The organism is Mucilaginibacter aureus (genome assembly GCF_053514885.1).
In genome coordinates, this window is sequence record NZ_CP170601.1 from 2985589 (window position 1) to 3004172 (window position 18584).

The following is an 18584-nucleotide window of genomic DNA, read 5'->3' on the forward strand; positions in this document are numbered from 1 at the left end:
TCATTGGTTAGTTTAAAATTTTTATCCGTAAGTTAAAGGCAATATTCAATGTGTTCTTTGTTTTGATCATCCCCCCCAGGTGACTTGGCGGAATGATATTAAAATCGGAAAAACAGACATCCTGGGTACCAAGCAAGGTGAGGTTGTTTGCATTATCAAAAACAGTTTTGTAGTTAACCTCGATGCGTTTGGTAACACCTGCAAGTTCAATGTTTACTATACCTGTCACCGCGTTTGCCTCATCGGTTATAGTGGGATATTTACTTAAACTAACAAAGCTTATTTTCAACTCCGGATAATCCTTTTGTCTCAGTATCTTTCTTAACTCGGCTGTCATTAAGTGGTTGTGGCAATCAAAATCGAGTATGTCTAAATTTAGTCCTCCTTTTAAACATACTACACCGTTATTGTCCTTACAAAAAATCAGTGTATCGGGTCGGCTGTAATGCGGTACTACACAACTAAACTTGTTGATGTTGGTGCTGCCGTTTACTGCTAACGAGCAGTCCTTATTTAAAACCCACCGCGCCAGGTATGGCTTTTTTGATTGCGAGTTAAATCCCGACAAGGCAGGTAAAGGCAAAAGCAACAATAACCAAAGTATCGTTTTCATTAACGGGTAGCTTAATATGAAATTGATTTAAACAGGGTCATCTTCCGGTTGCCGAAAAGCAATAGGCATCAAGTTGGTTGTTGCTGATATCGGCAACATCTTCGCTAAATGAGTGTGGTAATATCAATACAGGTATCAACGTGCTGTCGGCCAGTTGTTTGCTGATGCTGGTATGAAACAGGCCCTTGAAAAAATCGTACCGTTTATGTACCAGGGTTAAAATATCGGCATCAATGTAGCCGATCATCTCAACAAGCCCTTCGTGTACCTTGTCTCTTTTTACGGTGTGAAAACTTACACGCGGATATTCTGCGGTGGCACGCTCAGAACGGAACATCCGTTCGGCCAGCTCATGTTGCGATGGGCTTTGGGATATTGCTGTAATATGTTTAACCGAAATTTCGGCATCAAACCATTTAGCTATGCCGGCTAAATAACGTATTACTTTGCCGTTGCTAAAAGTTAAGTCGGTAGCGTAGGCGATAGATCTGATCCTGGCAAAGCGGTGTACGTCCGGCAATATCAAAACAGGGCAATTTAAACTATCAATAATGGAATGCGTATGGTTGCTCAATAGCAGGCGGCTTAATAAGTTTGACCGATGGCTGCCCATGATCACTAGGTGAATTTGGTGTTCGCTGATGATCTTACCTGCCACATCGGCTAACGGGCCAAACTCTGATATATGTTTGATGACCGGCTTAAAAGAGCTTTCGATATTGTCAACTACTTTCTGCAGCCTGCCTGTAAGTTCACGCAGATCATTGTCGTATTCTTTTTTCAAAACTATTTGTTGGGGCACGGGCCAGCTTAAGCCATTACCATCGGTAAAAGCTATCGGCGTTTCAATAGCAGCGCAAAGCAATATGTTGGCATGGATACCTGCGGCCAGTTGTGTAGCGTAAGTGGCTGCATGATCTGCCCTGATACTGAAATCTGTTAATACGAGAATAGTTTTCATGATCGTTTGTTTTAAGTGCTATAAAAGTCGCTTAATACAGTGGGGTGTTATATGACGCTCGTCAGGTTTAAAGGTGATATGGCGCAGACCTGCCCGGTATTATTTAACAACTCCACACATTGGTTAGCTATCTCCAATTCTTCGTTAGTGGGTATAACCAATACTTTAGCGCGAGCTGTTGCTGATGTAATATCCCTGAGGCCGCCGCTTTTTGCAGTGTTTTTTGCAGGATCGAGGCTGATGCCCAAAAAGTCCATATCGGTGCAAACCAGTTCGCGGGTTCGCGCATCGTTTTCGCCAACACCGGCGGTAAATACAATGGCATCTAATCCGTTTAGTGCAGCAGCGTACGAACCTATATATTTTTTGATGCGATAGGCATACATCTCATAAGCTAATTTCGCTGTTTCGTCGCCGTCATCCATTAGGCGGGCAACATCGCGCATATCGCTGTAACCCGTCAATCCCAACATACCGCTTTGCTTATTGAGCAGGGTGTTTATTTGTTCGGTAGTGTAGCCCAGGTGCGATGACAGGTACATTACTACCGAAGCATCTATCGCGCCGCAGCGGGTCCCCATGATCAATCCATCGAGCGGGGTTAAGCCCATGCTGGTATCAATGCACTTACCTGCATTAACAGCTGCAATACTACAGCCGTTGCCTAAGTGTATAGTAATTATTTTGGCGTTAGGTTTATTTAAATAAACCGCCGCCTGATAGGCCACGTATTTATGACTGGTGCCGTGAAAGCCGTAAACCCGCAGTCCGTAATCGTTATAAAAAGAATTGGGAATGGCGTACCTGAAAGCCTTTTCGGGCATGGTTTGATGAAACGCCGTATCAAATACCGCTATTTGCACCGCGTTTGTAAAAACCTTTTCGGCTACCTCAATACCTTGATAATGGCCGGGGTTATGCAAAGGCGCCAACGCAAACAACCGTTTGATCTCCTGCTTTACAAAATCGGTAATAATGGTAGGCTGCGACAGGTTTTTGCCGCCCTGCACTACCCGGTGGCCAACCACGTGTACTTCGTTTATGTTTTTAATAACACCCACAAATTTATCGGTGATGAGCGCCGTTATTTTTTTCAGGCCGGCTTCATGATCGGGGAGGGCAACAGTTTGTGTGCTGGTATATTCCAAATGTGGCTGCAATACCTTGTGAATGATATTGGCGTTTGCTGTTCCTATGCGCTCTATCAGCCCGCTGCAAACCGGCTGGGTTGACGGCATTTTAAACAATTGATATTTTATAGAGCTGCTGCCACTATTGATGATTAATATATTCATGCCAATTGCGGTTCTGGTTGGTAAACATCCTGGCTTTGTATGGCCGTAACAATTACGGTGTTGAACACATCGTCTACGGTGCAGCCGCGGCTCAGATCGTTAACCGGTTTATTTAAACCTTGCAGTATTGGGCCAATAGCAAGTGCGCCGGTTTCGCGTTGTACGGCTTTGTAAGTATTATTGCCGGTGTTAAGATCAGGAAAGATCAAAACGGTTGCCTTGCCGGCTACCGCCGAACCTGGCATTTTTTGTTGACCAACGGCCGGATCGACCGCTGCATCGTATTGAATAGGGCCCTCAACATTAAGATCCGGGCGTAATTGTTTAACCAGTTTTGTAGCTGATCTTACTTTATCAACATCTTCACCAATACCCGATGTACCTGAAGAATAGGACAGCATGGCAATCCGTGGTTCGATGCCAAAACGTTTCGCGGTATCGGCGGAAGAAATGGCTATTTCGGCCAGTTGTTGCGCGGTTGGATTGGGATTAACGGCACAATCGCCAAAAACACAAACCCTATCGGCAAGGCACATCAAAAACACTGATGAAACGGTAGAGATACCCGGCCTGGTTTTAACAAACTGCAGTGCCGGTTTTATGGTGTGTTGCGTGGTATGTTCGGCTCCCGAAACCATGCCGTCGGCAGCGCCTTTGTATACCATCATGGTGCCGAAGTACGATACATCCGTCATCAGATCGGTTGCGGCTTCCAGGCTCAGGCCTTTGTCTTTACGTAAATTGTAGAGCGTTTTGGTATAATCATCAAAAAATGGTGAAGAGGCCGGATCGATGATATTAATATTTTTAAGATTTAAATTGAGACCAAGGCGACTGATGGTACCCAGAACCTCGGTGGGTTTTCCGAGCAGGGTAATGGCAACTAATTTTTGAGCGATCAGCTTTTCTGCCGCTTTAAGTACCCGCTCGTCATTACCTTCGGGTAAAACAATATGCTTTGTTTTTTGAGCGGCCCATTTAACCAATTGGTATTGAAACATATGCGGCGGCATCGACTTAGAACGATAGTTTACTATCCGATCATTTAAATTTAAAACATCAATATGCTGGTTAAATAAGGAGATAGCGAATGCTATTTTTTGTTTATTACCGGCGTTAATGCGTGGTTTAATTGCTGCTATGGCATTGATCGTTTCGAAGGTCCCGGTTTCGACAGAAAGGATAGGTACAACGTTGTGCGAGCCGCTTATCAGTCGTATAACCTGTGCATCCGGTTGGATGCCGGCAGTTAATACAATACCGGCAACTTTTGGAAAGCTGTTTGACTGGTTTGCCTGCAGCGCGCCAATGATGATATCACCGCGATCGCCCGGTGTAACGATCAGTACATTATTTTTAATATAACTCAAAAAGCTGGGTAATTGCATGGCTCCGGTTACATAGTTATCAACCCGGTTGGTTAACTGTCTGTTGCCAAAAAGCAATTTGCCCTGCAGCGTGTCGCAAATGTCTTTAATAACCGGATTTTTTAGTGCTTTTTCGCACGGAATTACGGCTATCAAAACATTATCTGGTATGGATTGACGTAGCAAAGCATCTACTTCTGCCTGTGCAGATGCATCCACCTTGTTGGCTACAACGCCTAATACAGGTACATTTTTATCGCTAAAGCTTCGAAGAAAATTGAGTGCCTCATGCACAATTTGCAGCGGGTTTTTGCTTTCGCCCGATATAACCAGTAATGCCGGTGCGCACAGATTTTTTGCGATCAGGATATTCATATCCAACTCGAACGCGGTACCTTCGCCAATAAAGTCACTGCCTTCTATTACCGTAAAATCACTCTGACCCTCGATGTTTTTAAATTTGGCGATAAGCGCGTCTATCATTTCGCCCTCGCTGCCTTTTTCGTGGTACTGCATGGCCTGGTGCCGGGTAAAAGCGCAAACATCACTGTACTGAAGGCCGAGATGAAACTGATGCAGTACAGTTTGAATGTGGGTATCCGCCATTTCGGCCAGGCCAGTTGCAATAACCGGTTTAAAGTAGCCCACTACTTTAGCAGCGTTGGCTATCAGCATATTGATTACGCCTAAGGTGACGACTGATTTGCCACTGTAAGGCTCGGATGACGCGATAAAAATACTTTTTGACATAACCGGTTAACTATAGCGTGATTAGGCGTTTTTTTTATGATGCTCTTTGGTCAGTTGTAAAATGGCATGCTTTACCGCCACTATTTCGCTGGCAAACTGGTTTAACTCACTTTCTATCTGGGCGTAAGTTTCTATCAGGTTGATATTTAAGGGTTGTTTTGCTTCGGTGATGAACGGCTCAAGCCTGTGCAGGTAATTTTGAATACGAAATTCAAAATCTTTGTGCTTGGTTTGGATAGCGGCTATCCGCTCAAGCTCGCCCATGTTATCGTTGGCATTTAAAGTTTCCTCAAAACGTTTCTTCAGGAAATTGAATTCGCTTTCAAAAAACGTCAAATCTGATATCCATTGTTTACTCACCAGGTAAAGTTCCTGCAACTCGGTATTGAGTTGATTGTCTTCAATTGTCGTTGTCATGCCTTTGATTTTATTTGATGTTGTTTTATGAATTTTTGCTTAACACAAAGTTGACCGACGCCGAAGCGGAATAAAATGACCGACATCAGTTAGAAAGATGATGACTATCAGTAAAATGCGCCGCGTAAGATCACTTTCATTTAACGGGAAGGCTACTACTTTTGAATCGAAAACAAATCATTAACCGAAAAACCGAATCAACATGAAACACAACATCAATAGCCTGATAGGCTACAAAATTGCCGCCATCGATGGCGAACTGGGCAGGATCGTCGACTTTTACTTCGACGATAAAAAATGGAACGTCCGCTACCTGGTGGTAGAAACCGGCCGCTGGCTTTTAGGGCGTAAAGTTTTGATCGCGGCACGCGAGATAACTGATTGCGACCATAAACATCAATGCTTTAACGTAAATATGACCGTGGACCAGATTAGGCATAGCCCGGATATTGATACCAAGCTGCCGGTTACCCGCCAAATGGAAGAGGTACTGCACCGCCATCATTCGTGGGGTTTTTATTGGGACAACCTTATTTTTGTGCACGAACGTGCAGCTGATGCAGTGAAGGTAACACCAATAACCGAAGAACTGTATGCGGTGGATAATACGATATACGATGTGCATTTACAGAGCGCCATCGGGGTAAGCGGATATGGAATACATGCGCTTGGCGGCCACATAGGCCACCTGAATGATTATGTAATTGACGATGAAATATGGAGAATTACCGGTATTGTTATCGATACGCACAACATTATTGGCGGAAAAAAGGTTGTAGTTAGCGTTAACCATGTTGACGCCCTGCAATGGAAAAACTTTGAGGTATTTTTAGATATTAGCGTAGCTGAGGTTGAAAACAGCCCAGCATATGCTGAGCTTGAGGTTTGTTTATAAACCGCACAGCTTTTTGCCCGATTGAACGTTGACAGTGGAAGTACTGATATTTTTTTAAGTATCGATACTTCCACTTTTTATATCTCTGGCATATCAGAATTTCAACGATCAAGTAATTGCTATTATTTACTTAACTACAACTGTTTTAGTTTGTGTGGTATGCGCGCTGAAATATCCAAGCGACGTAGGGGTGATGTTATTTGGCGGATCTGCGGGTGAAACCCCACCTCCTGGACCATTGAAACCCTGCTGCATCAAGGTATACCAATAAGTATACACCGGTTTATCGATACATTGCATTTCGACCTTAACGGTATCACCCGAAAGTATTCCGAAATTAGAATCATCATCGTCGCGCACTCTTAGATCTAGCCTGACGTAGCGGCCATCGTTAAAATCATCATTAAAGGCATATATGGTTTTAACCTGTACATTATTGATCCAGATCACAAAACGGTACTGGTTTGTCACGCCTGCAGGGTCCTGGTAGTGAACGGTGAGCACCTTGTGTTCGGCTTTTATCGCACCATCTTTATAAGTAAGCGAATCCAGCGTTACCTGGGCAGGCATTACCGAAGTTGCCTTGTAGGTTGTTGTTCCCGAAACAACATTCATGGTATAAGTGTTCCCTGCCGTGCCTGTTAAGGTATTGTTGGTATAAGTTCCGGCAGGGCCCTCTGTAAAAATAAAGCTACGCCCGGTTTGATCGGTTACATTTACCGTGGCCCCGCTTACAGGCGGATAGGTATTGGTGGTTGAAAAGGAAACGTTACGGCTCAGTTTAATGGTCTGCGGGCCGGGTGCATTGGTAACCTTAGCCTCAATAACCATTCGCCCGGTATCATTACCGAGGTCTAATTGAATCACCTTGGTACATGAAGCTAAAAACGGCAGGATAATGAGGAAGGCTATATGTTTTTTGAATGTTTTCATGATGTTAGAATTTAAAGTTCCAGGTAACTGAAGGGATCGGTGTGGCGAAGATGCTGGTTTGTGCAGCCTCGGTGGTGTTTGGCACGGTCTTACTGTCGCGGAAAGTAATAGTGTAAGGATCGTCGTGCCCATAAATATTATAAACACTGAAGTTCCAGCTGGAGTGGTATTTTTTATGTTCCTTACCTTCCAGCGTAGCGCCCAGATCCACGCGGTTATTGTTTGGTTTGCGATAGCCATTCCGTTCTGAATAAGAGAAAGTAGTTGCGCCGCCAATGTCATATTTACCTGTAGGGTAGGTAACCGCACTACCGGTTTGATAAATAAATGAACCCGAAAATGACCAGCGTTTATTAAGCTGATAGATACCTACAACAGACAGGTCGTGTGTCCGATCCTGCCTTGCGGGATAATAAGAACCATGATTTATCGCGGGGAACTTGTTTTCGGCACGTGAAAACGTATAACCGATCCAGCCGTTGATGCGCCCGTATTTCTTTTTAAGGAACAATTCGATACCGTATGTGCGGCCTGATCCAAAAGTTAATTGAGATTCTACGTTTGAATTAACGATGAGTTGCGCACCGTCCTTATAATCGATCTGGTTTTGCAGCCACTTATAATAAACCTCTGCCGATAACTCAAACAGGTTGTCCTTAAAGTTTCGATACCAGCCGGCAGCTACCTGATCGGCAATTTCGGGCTTGATATTGTTACTGCTCATCACATACAGATCAGTAGGCGAACTGGTTGTAGAGTTGGTTAATAAGTGGATGTTTTGCGTATTGCGGTTATACGACAACTTAACCGAGCTAACATCATTGAGCTGGTAACCGGCGGACAATCGTGGCTCCAGGTTAAAATAGTTTCTAACGCTTGCCCCTGATGCATAGGTTATCGAACTTACGGTGTTTCCTGCTGCATCGTAAGTGTTAAAAGTACCCGGGCCAATCAAAGAGAACCAGCTTGCCCTTACACCGTACAGCACACTTAGTTTATCAGTCACTTTCCAGTCATCGCTAACATAGGCCGCGTTTTCATACCCGTAGCGCTTTTCTACACTTCGCGAATTAAAGCTGGAACTGGCATCGGTGGTAATATCACCTGGAGAAATAGAGTGGTGCAATACGTTAATGCCGAACTTGAAATGGTGTTCGTTACTTACAGTATACTGCAGGTCTTCTTTCAGGTTAAAGTCGGTAATGCTTGAGGTGGCCTTAAAGCTGCTTGCACTCTGAAAACTTTCGATCACGTAATTATAGTTGCTGAATACCAGCGAAGTGTTGGAGAATAGTTTATTACTAAAAATATGATTGAACCTTACTGTACCGGTAGAGTTACCCCAATTGGTGCCGAACAGATCTTTTAGCCCGAGAATGTCTTTACCGAAATAGCCGGAAAGATAGAGCACGTTCTTTTCGTCAAAATGATAATTGGCTTTGGCGTTGAGATCATAAAAATAGAGCGAGCTGCCCCTTAGGGTAGAATCCTTTGAGGCTTTTAAAAACAGGTCGATATAAGTACGCCTGGCGCTTACCATAAATGAGCCTTTGTCTTTAACGATCGGCCCTTCTACTTTCAAACGGGAAGAAATGAGCCCCAAACCACCCTGAACGGTAAAATCCTTATTGTTGCCATCGTTCATTTTGATATCCAGTACTGATGACAGACGCCCGCCATATTCTGAAGGCATGCCTCCTTTATAAATATCCACACCCTTAATCGCATCAGAATTAAAGGTTGAGAAAAAGCCGAACAGGTGCGATGCGTTGTAAACTGTAGCTTCATCCAGTAAGATCAGGTTTTGATCAGAAGCGCCGCCGCGCACATAAAAGCCCGAGTTTCCTTCGCCTCCCGATTTAACACCGGGCATCAGGGTTATAGTTTTTAAAATATCCTTTTCGCCCAGTACAACCGGCACCTGGTTAATTTGAGCCATATTGAGTTTCTCAACACCCATTTGTGGCGAAGCGATCTGCTCGTTATTAGGGCGGTTGCCACCGATCACCACTTCCTGCAGATTACTCTTAGAGTTTAAAGTAATATTAATAGTTTGCGATTTATGCAGACTTAACGGCATAGCCGCTGCTTCATATCCGATATAGGTAAACAGCAATGTGTATTGACCATCGGGCGCAGACAGGGAGTAGAAACCATAGTTATTGGTAATGGTGCCCGTGTTGGGGAGTTCCTTGATGCGGATGGAAGCGCCAAGCAGGGTTTCGCCTGTGGCGGCGTCTTTGACCGTGCCGCTAATGATCTGCTTTTTTTGGGCGTAGGCAGTAATTGTAAACAGTGATAAAACAAAAAAGATCAATATTTTGGGCATACGTTAAATTTTGTGCAAAGGTACTGTTATTGTTAATGATGCCGATGGGGTATTGATAAAGTATTTTTTTACGAACGTTGAAAGTTCAACCGCGATCCTTTTTACTAAAAGGCTTCGCCGATCCTGAAATAGATACCGTAATCTTCTTTGCCAACGGCACCGTCTATACCCACATTAAATTTATTTTTGTTGAACGGGTTGTAACGGAAACCGCCCCCGGCGCCGGGATATATTTTCCAGTTAAAGCTTTCGGTGGCCGAACCATAAATAGTGGCCAGACCGGCAAACCCTACCAATCCCATTTTTTTGCCAAAGGTATATCGATACTCACCCTGTATGTCCATTAAGCCATCCCCGCGGTACTTACCGTCCGAATATCCCCTGATATCTGTTCCGCCCAGTGTAGCCTGCTGCTCGAACGGTATGGTACCTAAACCAAATTTTCCAAAAACACGTGCCGCGATAACGTCCTTGTTATCGCGAACAGGGAAATATTTATTCAGCTCAAGGGCGATCCTGTTTGCCACAACAGTATTACCTGCCCACCCGGGATAAGTTGTCCAGCTCAATTTAAATTCATCGCCGGTAGTGGGGTAATAAACTGCGTTGCGGGTATCGCGTAGCAGCTCGAGCGCCAAGCCGTTGGTATGTGTTACGCTTGAAGTCGCTATGTTATTTTGGTATACCGTATTGTAATAGGCGTAGGTATAAGCTACGCCGCCATAAAACCCTTTTATAATTTTATGTTGCGCGCCAACGCTGATGATGGTGGTTTTGGTGCCGTAATCATAAAAATCGGGCTGATCCACATCGCTGACGAAAAATTGCGAATTATAATTCCCCGTAAGGGCAAACAGTTTAAGGCGCCATCTATCTTCGGCCACGTACCACCTGTTAAAAACAGCCACAAAATATGAATTGTTGGTAGTATAAATACCCATTAGGCCGGATAACGACTCATGCGATACCGTATCCTTTTTGTTTAGCTTGTACATCATCATGGGGATTGCCCCAAACATAAATTGCATGTTACGGTTGTAGCCCAAATACGGCATTACGCGCAATTCAACATTCTTTTCTTTTGGTTTTTGTATGGTGGTACTATCTGTCCGGGTTTGGCAAAATGCAGGCAGACAGCTAAACGCAAAAAGAAATATTAACGGCGCTTGCTTCATCTTATCATGTTTGATAATGCATTTTAAATTGCGCCACGCTGTATTTTGCATTTGCATGATGATCTTTCGCGATCTGGTACATTCAAAGATACAAGCGGTACCAGGGCACGGAGCGATTTAGTACCGGCGATAAGTTGCACCTCATAATTTGCAACCAGTTAAAAGCGGGGGAATAGTTTTTTGAGAAAAGCTGGTTTTTTAACTAAACCGTTTTAAAACAAAAAGAGCCTCTTTTGCAAGAAGATCCTTCGCCAAAATCAGTAACGTCGTTGGGGACGTTTTGTGATCCCGCTGGGGGGGATTTGCGGTATTCTTTAATTACTTATCAGTGCCCGGTTATCAAATTCGCAATTATTTTTAAATTACCATTTTCATAATGAGCACTGACGTAAACGTCATAAACAGGTGGGTATTTGTCGGTATTTTTAATTACTTTTCGGTGTTTCATTATCAAATTTGTAATTGTTTTAGCCTTGCGCTTGCCGCAATATACGAAATTTTTGGCGCATAAAAAAGCCCGGTATTGAATACTGAACATTACACACGCGGCACGCGTGCGCCAGCGGAGGCGGCACTAATAATTGAATGCTACAAAGCCATATTTACGCTTGCTCAAATTAAATCAAGTTGCATTTGTAAAAGTGCAACTGTTTGGTGGGTTCAAAATAGCGCATTCGGCAATCCAATGCTTTTATTTTGCACAGTATATTCTGCTTTTACTTTTGAATGCATTTAAATCAAACAGCATATGTCGATCTTCAAAAATTTTGATAAGCGTCACGTCGCCTTAGTGGTTTTACTAACCTCAGCTATAGCTTTTAGTGCTATGGCTCAAAAAAAACCTAATATTCTGGTCATCATGGGTGATGATATCGGACAATCAAATGTAAGCGCCTACAGTCGTGGCCTTATGGGGTTTATGACGCCCAATATCGACCGTATTGGCGCTGAAGGCGGTGTTTTTGTACAATACTACGGCCAGCAAAGTTGTACTGCAGGCAGGGCTGCATTTATAACCGGGCAATGCCCGTTCCGCACGGGTTTAACCAAAGTGGGGCTACCTGGTTCTCCGGTCGGGCTGCAAAAGGAAGACCCTACCATAGCCGAATTTTTAAAGCCATTAGGCTATATGTGCGGGCAGTTTGGAAAGAACCACCTGGGCGATCAGGATAAATACCTGCCTACAGCGCACGGGTTCGATGAGTTTTTTGGTAACCTGTACCACTTAAACGCCGAAGAAGAGCCGGAAAACCCAGACTATCCAAAAGGTGCCGATTTTAAAAAGAGCTTTGGCCCGCGCGGCGTGATCCATTCAACTGCCGACGGCAAAATAGAAGATACCGGTCCGCTAACCAAAAAACGGATGGAAACGGTTGATGATGAATTTTTAGCAGCGTCAGAAAAATTCATGGGCAGTTCAATAAAAGCCGGTAAGCCGTTTTTTATCTGGTTCAATAGCACCCGTATGCACGTTTTCACACACCTTAAACCAGCTTCGGCGGGCAGAACGGGCTTAGGTTTACAGGCCGATGGCATGACCGAACACGATGAAATGGTGGGCGAATTGCTGAAATTCTTAAAAGACAATGGAGTTGAAGATAATACCATCGTAATTTATACTACTGATAATGGCGCTATGAAGAACCAATGGCCCGACGGCGGTTCTTCACCCTTTGCAGGCGAAAAAGACATGCAAACAGAAGGCGCTTTTAGGGTTCCGGCACTCATCCGCTGGCCCGGTGTAATTAAACCCGGCACCAATTTCACCGGTTTGTTTTCTGCCGAGGACTGGCTCCCTACCTTAGTAGCTGCTGCTGGTGGCGATCAAAACCTGACCGCAAGTGTAGCCAAAGGCGCCCAGGAAGGGAGTAAAAATTTTAAAGTGCATTTGGATGGCTACAACCAGGTTTCTTACCTCAGTGGAAGATCTAGTACAGCACGTCATGAGTTTGTTTATTTTGATGACGACGGTAACCTGGTAGCCTACCGCGATGACCGGTTTAAATATGTATTTGCACGGCAGGATGCTCATGGTATGGAAATATGGCGTTTCCCGATGACAAAGTTGAGAGCTCCAATGCTTATCGATCTGCTTAGCGATCCATACGAGTACGCGCCTGCAAATGCAGCAGCCTGGGAGGACTGGTTCGTAAAACGCGCTTTTACGATATTACCAGCCGTAGAAAAAGTAGCCACCTATTTAAACACCTACCGGCAATTTCCACCACGGCAGGCACCTGCAACATTCTCTATCGATGAGGTAATTAAAAAATTACCAAAACCACAAATTGAGAATTAACCCTAAAGGTAATTCTCTCAACGGTAGTCATGTATCAGTCGGATTCGGTACAATTTGGTACCCGCTTTTGTGGTATCAGAGATTTCGCACAGATAAGTATTCTTGTAATCTATACATTAATAAAAAAGGATGCCGAGGTTAAAAAATTGATACAGATTGCAATGGCACCAAACAAAGAGGTTTTGTAAAATTGCTTAACGAACTATACCGTAACTACCAAATAGATGGCTTAGACTAGCTTTACTGTGATACCTTCTCGAACCAGGTGGCGTTGCTGTTGCCTTTTACTGCCGCCAGATCATCGCCGGCTAGACCACGTAAAAAGCTTTTGTAGTTGGCTAAATAGTTAGGAGATGAAGCGCTTGCGCAGTATGTGCCAAAAACATTGCTGTTATATGGCTTGGCCATGGTGGTTACTCCACTAACGCAAGGGTATATCTTATTCCAGTTCAAAGTGGCAAAGGTGCGTGCATCGTTAAAAACCGAGCAGCCTACGCCTTGGGCGGCAATAAACATCCGGTTGCTTTCGGCAATTGAGTAACTTTCGTAAGTGTTGTTTAATGTTTTGTATGCCGTTCCCTTAGCAGTAAACGCCAGCCGCGCTGAAGCCAACTGAGTTGTTGCTGTAGCAGCCAGTGCATTGGCCGTTATTTTTTGTTGATCGTAACCCGGTTTTACTTTCGCAATTTCTGCCGCTTGCATTTTAGCCAAGTTAACGGTCAATTGCCAATTTTGATCTTTAAGTACTTTGTTTTCGGTGTTTAAGCTCAGCACATTTGCGTTGTAACTGGTGGTATAGCTTTTTATTGTACCGCTGGTTACCCCAATTTCGGCTATTAACCTTTTTACATCCGTGGCAAGGCTAATGCGCGCTGTATCCTTTAAACCTAGCTTTACAAGCTTGGAATTGGCATCGGCCAAATCTTGCTTTAATCCATTGAGTTTTTGGCTCAATGGCTCTAAGTATTCCTTTGCAGCGATGTCTAAGTTTTTTAGTTTTTCAATATTTATTGTGATTTTGCCCTCAGCCGCTTTTTGCTTTTCGGCAACCTGGGTTTTTACCAGTTCTTTAATCTCTTCAGATTTTTTAGCAAAAGCGGCGTCAATGGCCACCACACGGGCTTTACCAATAGTTATTTTATCATCGGCAATTAAAATGGCCGACGCATAGTTCATTAAATCGTCTATCCACGTATCGTGTTTGGCTTTAACTTCCGCCTCCACACTTTTGGCATAAGTTTGACTATGGGTGGTAATTTCTGTGCAAAGGGTTTGGTTTTGAGTTTTAAGCGCGTCAATTTCTTTTTGTTTGGCAACAACACTTTTGTCTCCACCCTGTGTCAGTGTTTGAATTTGCACTTTTTTATAGGCTAGTAAGTCCCTGTACTTTGCGCGCGTGGTTTCCAATTCGGTAGTGGTAGCGGGTACAGCATAGCCTTTTACCTCGCCTAAATGCTTTTCGAAGTTAACGCCACGCTTTTCAAACGATGATTTATACTCACCACATTGGCTGCATTTGGCACCTATCTTCATATCGCCAATCAGGGCATCCCGCTCCTTAATCAGGGCGGCATACTCGTCATTTAAAGCCTGTATTTTCTTTTGCCAGGCAGCTTGCAGCTCTACCAGTTCATCGGCATAAAGTTTAAGCGTGGCGTTGTTGGCTGTGATCCGTTTCGCGGCAGATTCAACAGCTACCACGCTGCCTATGCCCGCAGTTGTTTGCGAACGAGCAGCCGTTGCAAACAAGAAAACAAAACACACGAATGCAAATACAGGTTTATTCATAGTGGCTGAAGCTTAATAAAGTGATACCGGTTTTAATTTGCAAAAGGATCATCCTCGGCTTTGCAAAGGGTTTTTAAATACTCCAGCGCTTTTTTTAGTTTACCAAAGTTTGTGGGATCTGATTGCAAAAAGGGTACATTTATTGAGCTAAGGCTTTCTTCCGTAGGGCTTTGCCAGTAATACGCGCCATGATTGCGTACCCGTCGGGTATAACTTGCAGTTTTGCCCACCAGTTTTAAAACCACATTGCTCACGGGGCTTGTAGTCCGCACCTCGTCGCCTTCAGCTACGATATTTACAATATGGGCAGGGTTAAACACCACTGTCCGGTAATCATCCTGCCATTGGCTATCGCCAATTCTTTTATATGTTAATGTGATATACCCTTCTTTCGAGGCTTTTGAAAAAGACGCGTCGATTATAGTAAGACTCATATTTGTAAATTGTATAGCGTGATCTGTGGCTTCGACAACTTTTTTGTTGATGTAGCTAATGGTTTCATCTTTGGTGAGTGCCGCGTTTTGGGCTGACGCACCCATAGTTACCACTGATAGGAGACAGATAAGTAAATGTTTTTTCATGAATAGAATAAATTGCGATCGTTAAATAACTTGGTAATAGGGTTATTACAAAGCTATTCAAAAATTTTAACAAAAAATAGTGGTAACTAACACCCTAACACTTATTGTTGATCTAACGTCACCAGTATTAATTCGGTGACCTAATTTCGGAAGAAAATATAGGTCACCGAATAGGTCACCGATTACTTTGAATTACATTGAACTAACTTGTATTGAAATTTTTGAGAAAAGTGGAGGAATGGATTTGCAAAAAGTTGGTTTCTAACTCAAAAACCGCGTTTAAACAAAAAAGAGCCTCTTTTTCAAGAGGCTCTTACTTCAAAACGTTCGACCTGTTGGGTGGTCTTTGTGATCCCGCTGGGATTCGAACCCAGGACCCCAACATTAAAAGTGTTATGCTCTACCAGCTGAGCTACGGAATCGTTTAACCGTTTCTGATTAAAGTGGTGCAAATATAGGGTTATTGGCTATTGGGTGCAAGCTATTTTTAAATATATTTTAAAATAGTGTTTAAGGTATTATAAACCAATAAATTGCATTTATAACAAGTGTTTTGAGATACCTGTTTAGATGGGACCGGGTACTTATACAAGTACTTTTTTGTTAGGAAATGGAAATTATTTGACCTTTTTTGATCTGAAATGCCCCGATGTACGTATGTGACAGCAATACTGTATGGTAAAACGCGATGGTAATTGTCACAAAAAAATAAATGTTGGTGATATCGCTTCTTAAAGCTGAATATCGCGTAATTTGTGAAACTATAATGAAGCAACGAGTGGTTGGTAAGGCATTATTTATTTGGTAAAACCCACGCATGATCAGGTTAATATTTCTGACACTTTTGTTACTGGCATCGCTGCTAACCGTATTTGAGGCACCGCAATATCATTTGTGGATACTCTCTGTTTTAGTTACCGAGTTTGCCTGGATATTTATCACCGCTACTTTACTGATCCTGACATTTGACTATGGCAGCGAGAAGTACCATCACCTGGCAACGGTTATAGGTATTGCTGCCTTGCTGTTGTATTGCACACCCATAGTACGGGGTTTTAGCGCTGCCACTAAAGTAAATGCCGGTTTTGAAGCAGCGTTCGGTAAGGGCAGCGCCGCATTAAGGGGACAAACCAGGCAGGCTCCGTTTAGCTTTTTCAGGATGATAACCGGTATCACCGTAAGGCAAATGGTGCCGGATGTATATACTTACGACCAGCAAAATAGGCTTACATTGGATTATTACCCATCGCAGGCTGCGGGAAACAGGGGTTGTGTAGTGGTGATCCATGGTGGCTCGTGGAGTAGCGGCAACAGCGCCCAGTTGCCTGAGCTAAACAGTTACCTGGCTAAAGCCGGGTACAATGTGGCAGCCATTAATTACCGGCTCGCGCCTAAATACCAATATCCGGCGCCTATTGAGGATGTGCATTCGGCCATCAATTATCTGCGCAAGCATGCCGATAGTTTACATATTGATACCAATCAATTTGTTTTGCTGGGCCGCTCGGCAGGAGGGCAGATCGCTTTGTTAGCCGCCTATACGCTGCACGAACCCGGTGTAAAAGGAGTGATCGGTTATTACGCCCCGGCAGATATGGTTTGGGGTTATTCGGTGCCATCGAACCCCTGGGTGATGGATTCGCGCAAGGTAATGGAAAATTACCTCGGCGGAAGCTACAGCGCCGTGCCCGACAATTATGCGGCAAGTTCGCCGATACTGCATGTAGACAAAACATCGGTACCAACCTTGCTGATACACGGTGAGAATGATGTGCTGGTAGCTTACGAACATAGTCGCAGGCTGAATATTAAACTACAGGAAAACGGAGTAAAGCATTATTTACTCACCCTTCCGTGGGCAGTACATGGCTGCGATTATACACTGAACGGCCCGAGCGGGCAGCTTGCAACCTATACTATTGAACGCTTTTTAAACCAGGTTACTCGTTGATAGACAAAGGAGTTGATAATGGTACAGGCCCGGCACTTTAAGCTTCAATTATTTGACAGGCCGAGGACGGATGATAAAGTTTGTTAGCTTTAAATTTATTGCTAAATTGGTATGATTTAAAGAGCAATGCCGTATGGAGAAAATAGTGCAAATATTTGATGAGGCAGAAATAAAACTTTTAAAAGAAGCTTTAAAACGTACTTATAAAGAACGTTTTGAAATGGCTACCCGATTGTATAAAATACAACAAACAATGAATAAAGCGTCGGTAGTGCACAAACCATTTATCAATAAATAATTCGTGGATATTTTTGACGAAGAAATACTCAAATTCTGGAAGGCACTTAAAGACCATGATGTACAATATATAATGGTTGGTGGATATGCTATTAACCTGCATGGCTACCAGCGTTTTACGGGTGATCTGGATATCTGGCTTAAAGATACTTTACCTAACAGGCAGCAATTACGCAAAGCTTTTGTAAGTTGTGGCATGGGCGACTATCCGATGATAGAGCACATGCAATTTGTACCTGGCTGGACAGATTTTCATCTAAATAACAGCCTTGTGCTGGATATATTAACTGAAATGAAAGGGCTTGAAAAATATTCTTTTGATGAATGTTTGCAAATGGCCTCGATAGCAGATATTGAAGGCGTAAGCATCCCTTTTTTACATATTAACCAGTTAATTGAAAATAAGCAAGTAGTTAATCGCCCTAAAGATCAAATTGACGTACTGGCATTGCAGCAAATACGTCAATTAAGAGGTGATCTTTAATCCTTTTTCTTTTCGCCCAGCGAAAACCAGTTGCCCGAATCATCTTTAAATAAAGCTTCGAAACCATAAAACTCTTTGGTAGGGGCCTTGGTGAACACCACACCTTTGGCTTTAAGTTCTTCGTAGGTGGCCAGCAAGTCGTTGCATTCAAAAACACCGAAACCAAAAGTACCTTTGGCCACCAGGTCGCGCATGGTTTGAGCGGCTTCTTTTTTAAACATCATGCCTTCGGCAATTGCCATGAGGCTTATTTCCAGGTCGGGCTGCCCGGGTGGAGTAACGGTTAGCCAGCGTGCACCGGGGCCCATAGCGGCATCGGTATGAACCTTAAAGCCAAGTTTGTTAACATAAAAATCAAAGGCGCTGTCCTGGTCGAGAACAAAGACGCTGACATGGTTTAATTTTGTGATCATGATCTTGATATTGTTTGATCAAAAATGCAACGAATT

Annotated in this window: 16 protein-coding genes and 1 tRNA gene; 5 read left to right on the forward strand and 12 right to left on the reverse strand. The window is 43.5% G+C overall.

The window, feature by feature from the left end:
• Nucleotides 1–7 precede the first annotated feature (7 nt).
• From ACFGVR_RS12720 to ACFGVR_RS12740, 5 genes are read right to left on the reverse strand one after another with little or no spacing between them, the layout of a single operon-like run.
• Nucleotides 8–613, reverse strand: coding sequence for a YceI family protein (locus ACFGVR_RS12720; RefSeq protein ID WP_448697557.1), 606 nt, complete (start codon nt 611–613; stop codon nt 8–10).
• A 37-nt stretch (nt 614–650) separates the two neighbouring features.
• Nucleotides 651–1574 (reverse strand): universal stress protein, encoded by a 924-nt coding sequence (locus ACFGVR_RS12725; protein ID WP_448697559.1) that lies wholly within the window; start codon nt 1572–1574, stop codon nt 651–653.
• A gap of 47 nt (nt 1575–1621) precedes the next feature.
• Nucleotides 1622–2869 carry an acetate/propionate family kinase gene (locus ACFGVR_RS12730; protein WP_448697560.1) on the reverse strand — a complete coding sequence of 416 codons (1248 nt, stop codon included), beginning with the start codon at nt 2867–2869 and terminating at the stop codon, nt 1622–1624.
• Nucleotides 2866–4986: a phosphate acetyltransferase gene (gene pta, locus ACFGVR_RS12735; RefSeq protein WP_448697562.1), complete on the reverse strand. Its 2121-nt coding sequence runs from the start codon at nt 4984–4986 to the stop codon at nt 2866–2868. The genes ACFGVR_RS12730 and pta overlap by 4 nt, the downstream gene beginning before the upstream one ends.
• Nucleotides 4987–5007: 21 nt before the next feature.
• The gene (locus ACFGVR_RS12740; protein ID WP_448697563.1) at nt 5008–5403 is read right to left on the reverse strand and encodes a hypothetical protein; all 396 of its coding nucleotides are present in this window, start codon (nt 5401–5403) and stop codon (nt 5008–5010) included.
• Between the two features lie 202 nt (nt 5404–5605).
• Between ACFGVR_RS12740 and ACFGVR_RS12745 the strand changes: the two genes are divergently transcribed.
• Nucleotides 5606–6298, forward strand: a complete 693-nt coding sequence (locus ACFGVR_RS12745; RefSeq protein WP_448697565.1) for a PRC-barrel domain-containing protein — start codon at nt 5606–5608, stop codon at nt 6296–6298.
• A 126-nt stretch (nt 6299–6424) separates the two neighbouring features.
• On the opposite strand, the gene ACFGVR_RS12750 is transcribed toward ACFGVR_RS12745, so the two are convergent.
• The 3 genes from ACFGVR_RS12750 to ACFGVR_RS12760 form a co-directional block, all read right to left on the reverse strand.
• Nucleotides 6425–7231, reverse strand: a complete 807-nt coding sequence (locus tag ACFGVR_RS12750; RefSeq protein WP_448697567.1) for a DUF4249 domain-containing protein — start codon at nt 7229–7231, stop codon at nt 6425–6427.
• Between the two features lie 4 nt (nt 7232–7235).
• Entirely contained in the window at nt 7236–9560 is a 2325-nt protein-coding gene (locus tag ACFGVR_RS12755) for a TonB-dependent receptor (protein WP_448697568.1), read from the reverse strand.
• 104 nt (nt 9561–9664) lie between these two features.
• A complete protein-coding gene (locus tag ACFGVR_RS12760; protein ID WP_448697570.1) occupies nt 9665–10735 on the reverse strand; it encodes a BamA/TamA family outer membrane protein in 1071 nt (356 codons plus the stop codon).
• Nucleotides 10736–11483: 748 nt separating this feature from the next.
• Between ACFGVR_RS12760 and ACFGVR_RS12765 the strand changes: the two genes are divergently transcribed.
• On the forward strand, nt 11484–13034 hold the full coding sequence (locus ACFGVR_RS12765) for an arylsulfatase (RefSeq protein WP_448697572.1): 1551 nt from the start codon (nt 11484–11486) through the stop codon (nt 13032–13034).
• Between the two features lie 240 nt (nt 13035–13274).
• On the opposite strand, the gene ACFGVR_RS12770 is transcribed toward ACFGVR_RS12765, so the two are convergent.
• From ACFGVR_RS12770 to ACFGVR_RS12780, 3 genes are all read right to left on the reverse strand, one after another.
• The gene (locus ACFGVR_RS12770) at nt 13275–14822 is read right to left on the reverse strand and encodes a hypothetical protein (protein ID WP_448697574.1); all 1548 of its coding nucleotides are present in this window, start codon (nt 14820–14822) and stop codon (nt 13275–13277) included.
• A 32-nt stretch (nt 14823–14854) separates the two neighbouring features.
• Complete coding sequence (locus ACFGVR_RS12775) at nt 14855–15403, reverse strand: hypothetical protein (protein WP_448697575.1); 549 nt, start codon at nt 15401–15403, stop codon at nt 14855–14857.
• 349 nt (nt 15404–15752) lie between these two features.
• A tRNA-Lys gene (locus tag ACFGVR_RS12780) sits at nt 15753–15825 on the reverse strand.
• Nucleotides 15826–16220: 395 nt separating this feature from the next.
• On the opposite strand from ACFGVR_RS12780, the gene ACFGVR_RS12785 reads away from it, so the two are divergent.
• The 3 genes from ACFGVR_RS12785 (at nt 16221) to ACFGVR_RS12795 (ending at nt 18135) form a co-directional block, all read left to right on the forward strand.
• Nucleotides 16221–17354, forward strand: a complete 1134-nt coding sequence (locus tag ACFGVR_RS12785) for an alpha/beta fold hydrolase (RefSeq protein ID WP_448697577.1) — start codon at nt 16221–16223, stop codon at nt 17352–17354.
• 133 nt (nt 17355–17487) lie between these two features.
• A complete protein-coding gene (locus tag ACFGVR_RS12790; RefSeq protein ID WP_448697579.1) occupies nt 17488–17652 on the forward strand; it encodes a hypothetical protein in 165 nt (54 codons plus the stop codon).
• 3 nt (nt 17653–17655) lie between these two features.
• Nucleotides 17656–18135, forward strand: coding sequence for a hypothetical protein (locus ACFGVR_RS12795; protein ID WP_448697580.1), 480 nt, complete (start codon nt 17656–17658; stop codon nt 18133–18135).
• Here the strand turns inward: ACFGVR_RS12795 and ACFGVR_RS12800 are convergent.
• Complete coding sequence (locus ACFGVR_RS12800; protein ID WP_448697582.1) at nt 18132–18548, reverse strand: VOC family protein; 417 nt, start codon at nt 18546–18548, stop codon at nt 18132–18134. The genes ACFGVR_RS12795 and ACFGVR_RS12800 overlap by 4 nt on opposite strands.
• Between the last annotated feature and the right edge of the window lie 36 nt (nt 18549–18584).

Coding starts and splice junctions, on each gene's coding strand:
- ACFGVR_RS12720 (WP_448697557.1), bottom strand. CDS start 613: ATGAAAACGATACTTTGGTTATTGTTGCTTTTGCCTTTACCTGCCTTG.
- ACFGVR_RS12725 (WP_448697559.1), bottom strand. CDS start 1,574: ATGAAAACTATTCTCGTATTAACAGATTTCAGTATCAGGGCAGATCAT.
- ACFGVR_RS12730 (WP_448697560.1), bottom strand. CDS start 2,869: ATGAATATATTAATCATCAATAGTGGCAGCAGCTCTATAAAATATCAA.
- pta (WP_448697562.1), bottom strand. CDS start 4,986: ATGTCAAAAAGTATTTTTATCGCGTCATCCGAGCCTTACAGTGGCAAA.
- ACFGVR_RS12740 (WP_448697563.1), bottom strand. CDS start 5,403: ATGACAACGACAATTGAAGACAATCAACTCAATACCGAGTTGCAGGAA.
- ACFGVR_RS12745 (WP_448697565.1), top strand. CDS start 5,606: ATGAAACACAACATCAATAGCCTGATAGGCTACAAAATTGCCGCCATC.
- ACFGVR_RS12750 (WP_448697567.1), bottom strand. CDS start 7,231: ATGAAAACATTCAAAAAACATATAGCCTTCCTCATTATCCTGCCGTTT.
- ACFGVR_RS12755 (WP_448697568.1), bottom strand. CDS start 9,560: ATGCCCAAAATATTGATCTTTTTTGTTTTATCACTGTTTACAATTACT.
- ACFGVR_RS12760 (WP_448697570.1), bottom strand. CDS start 10,735: ATGAAGCAAGCGCCGTTAATATTTCTTTTTGCGTTTAGCTGTCTGCCT.
- ACFGVR_RS12765 (WP_448697572.1), top strand. CDS start 11,484: ATGTCGATCTTCAAAAATTTTGATAAGCGTCACGTCGCCTTAGTGGTT.
- ACFGVR_RS12770 (WP_448697574.1), bottom strand. CDS start 14,822: ATGAATAAACCTGTATTTGCATTCGTGTGTTTTGTTTTCTTGTTTGCA.
- ACFGVR_RS12775 (WP_448697575.1), bottom strand. CDS start 15,403: ATGAAAAAACATTTACTTATCTGTCTCCTATCAGTGGTAACTATGGGT.
- ACFGVR_RS12785 (WP_448697577.1), top strand. CDS start 16,221: ATGATCAGGTTAATATTTCTGACACTTTTGTTACTGGCATCGCTGCTA.
- ACFGVR_RS12790 (WP_448697579.1), top strand. CDS start 17,488: ATGGAGAAAATAGTGCAAATATTTGATGAGGCAGAAATAAAACTTTTA.
- ACFGVR_RS12800 (WP_448697582.1), bottom strand. CDS start 18,548: ATGATCACAAAATTAAACCATGTCAGCGTCTTTGTTCTCGACCAGGAC.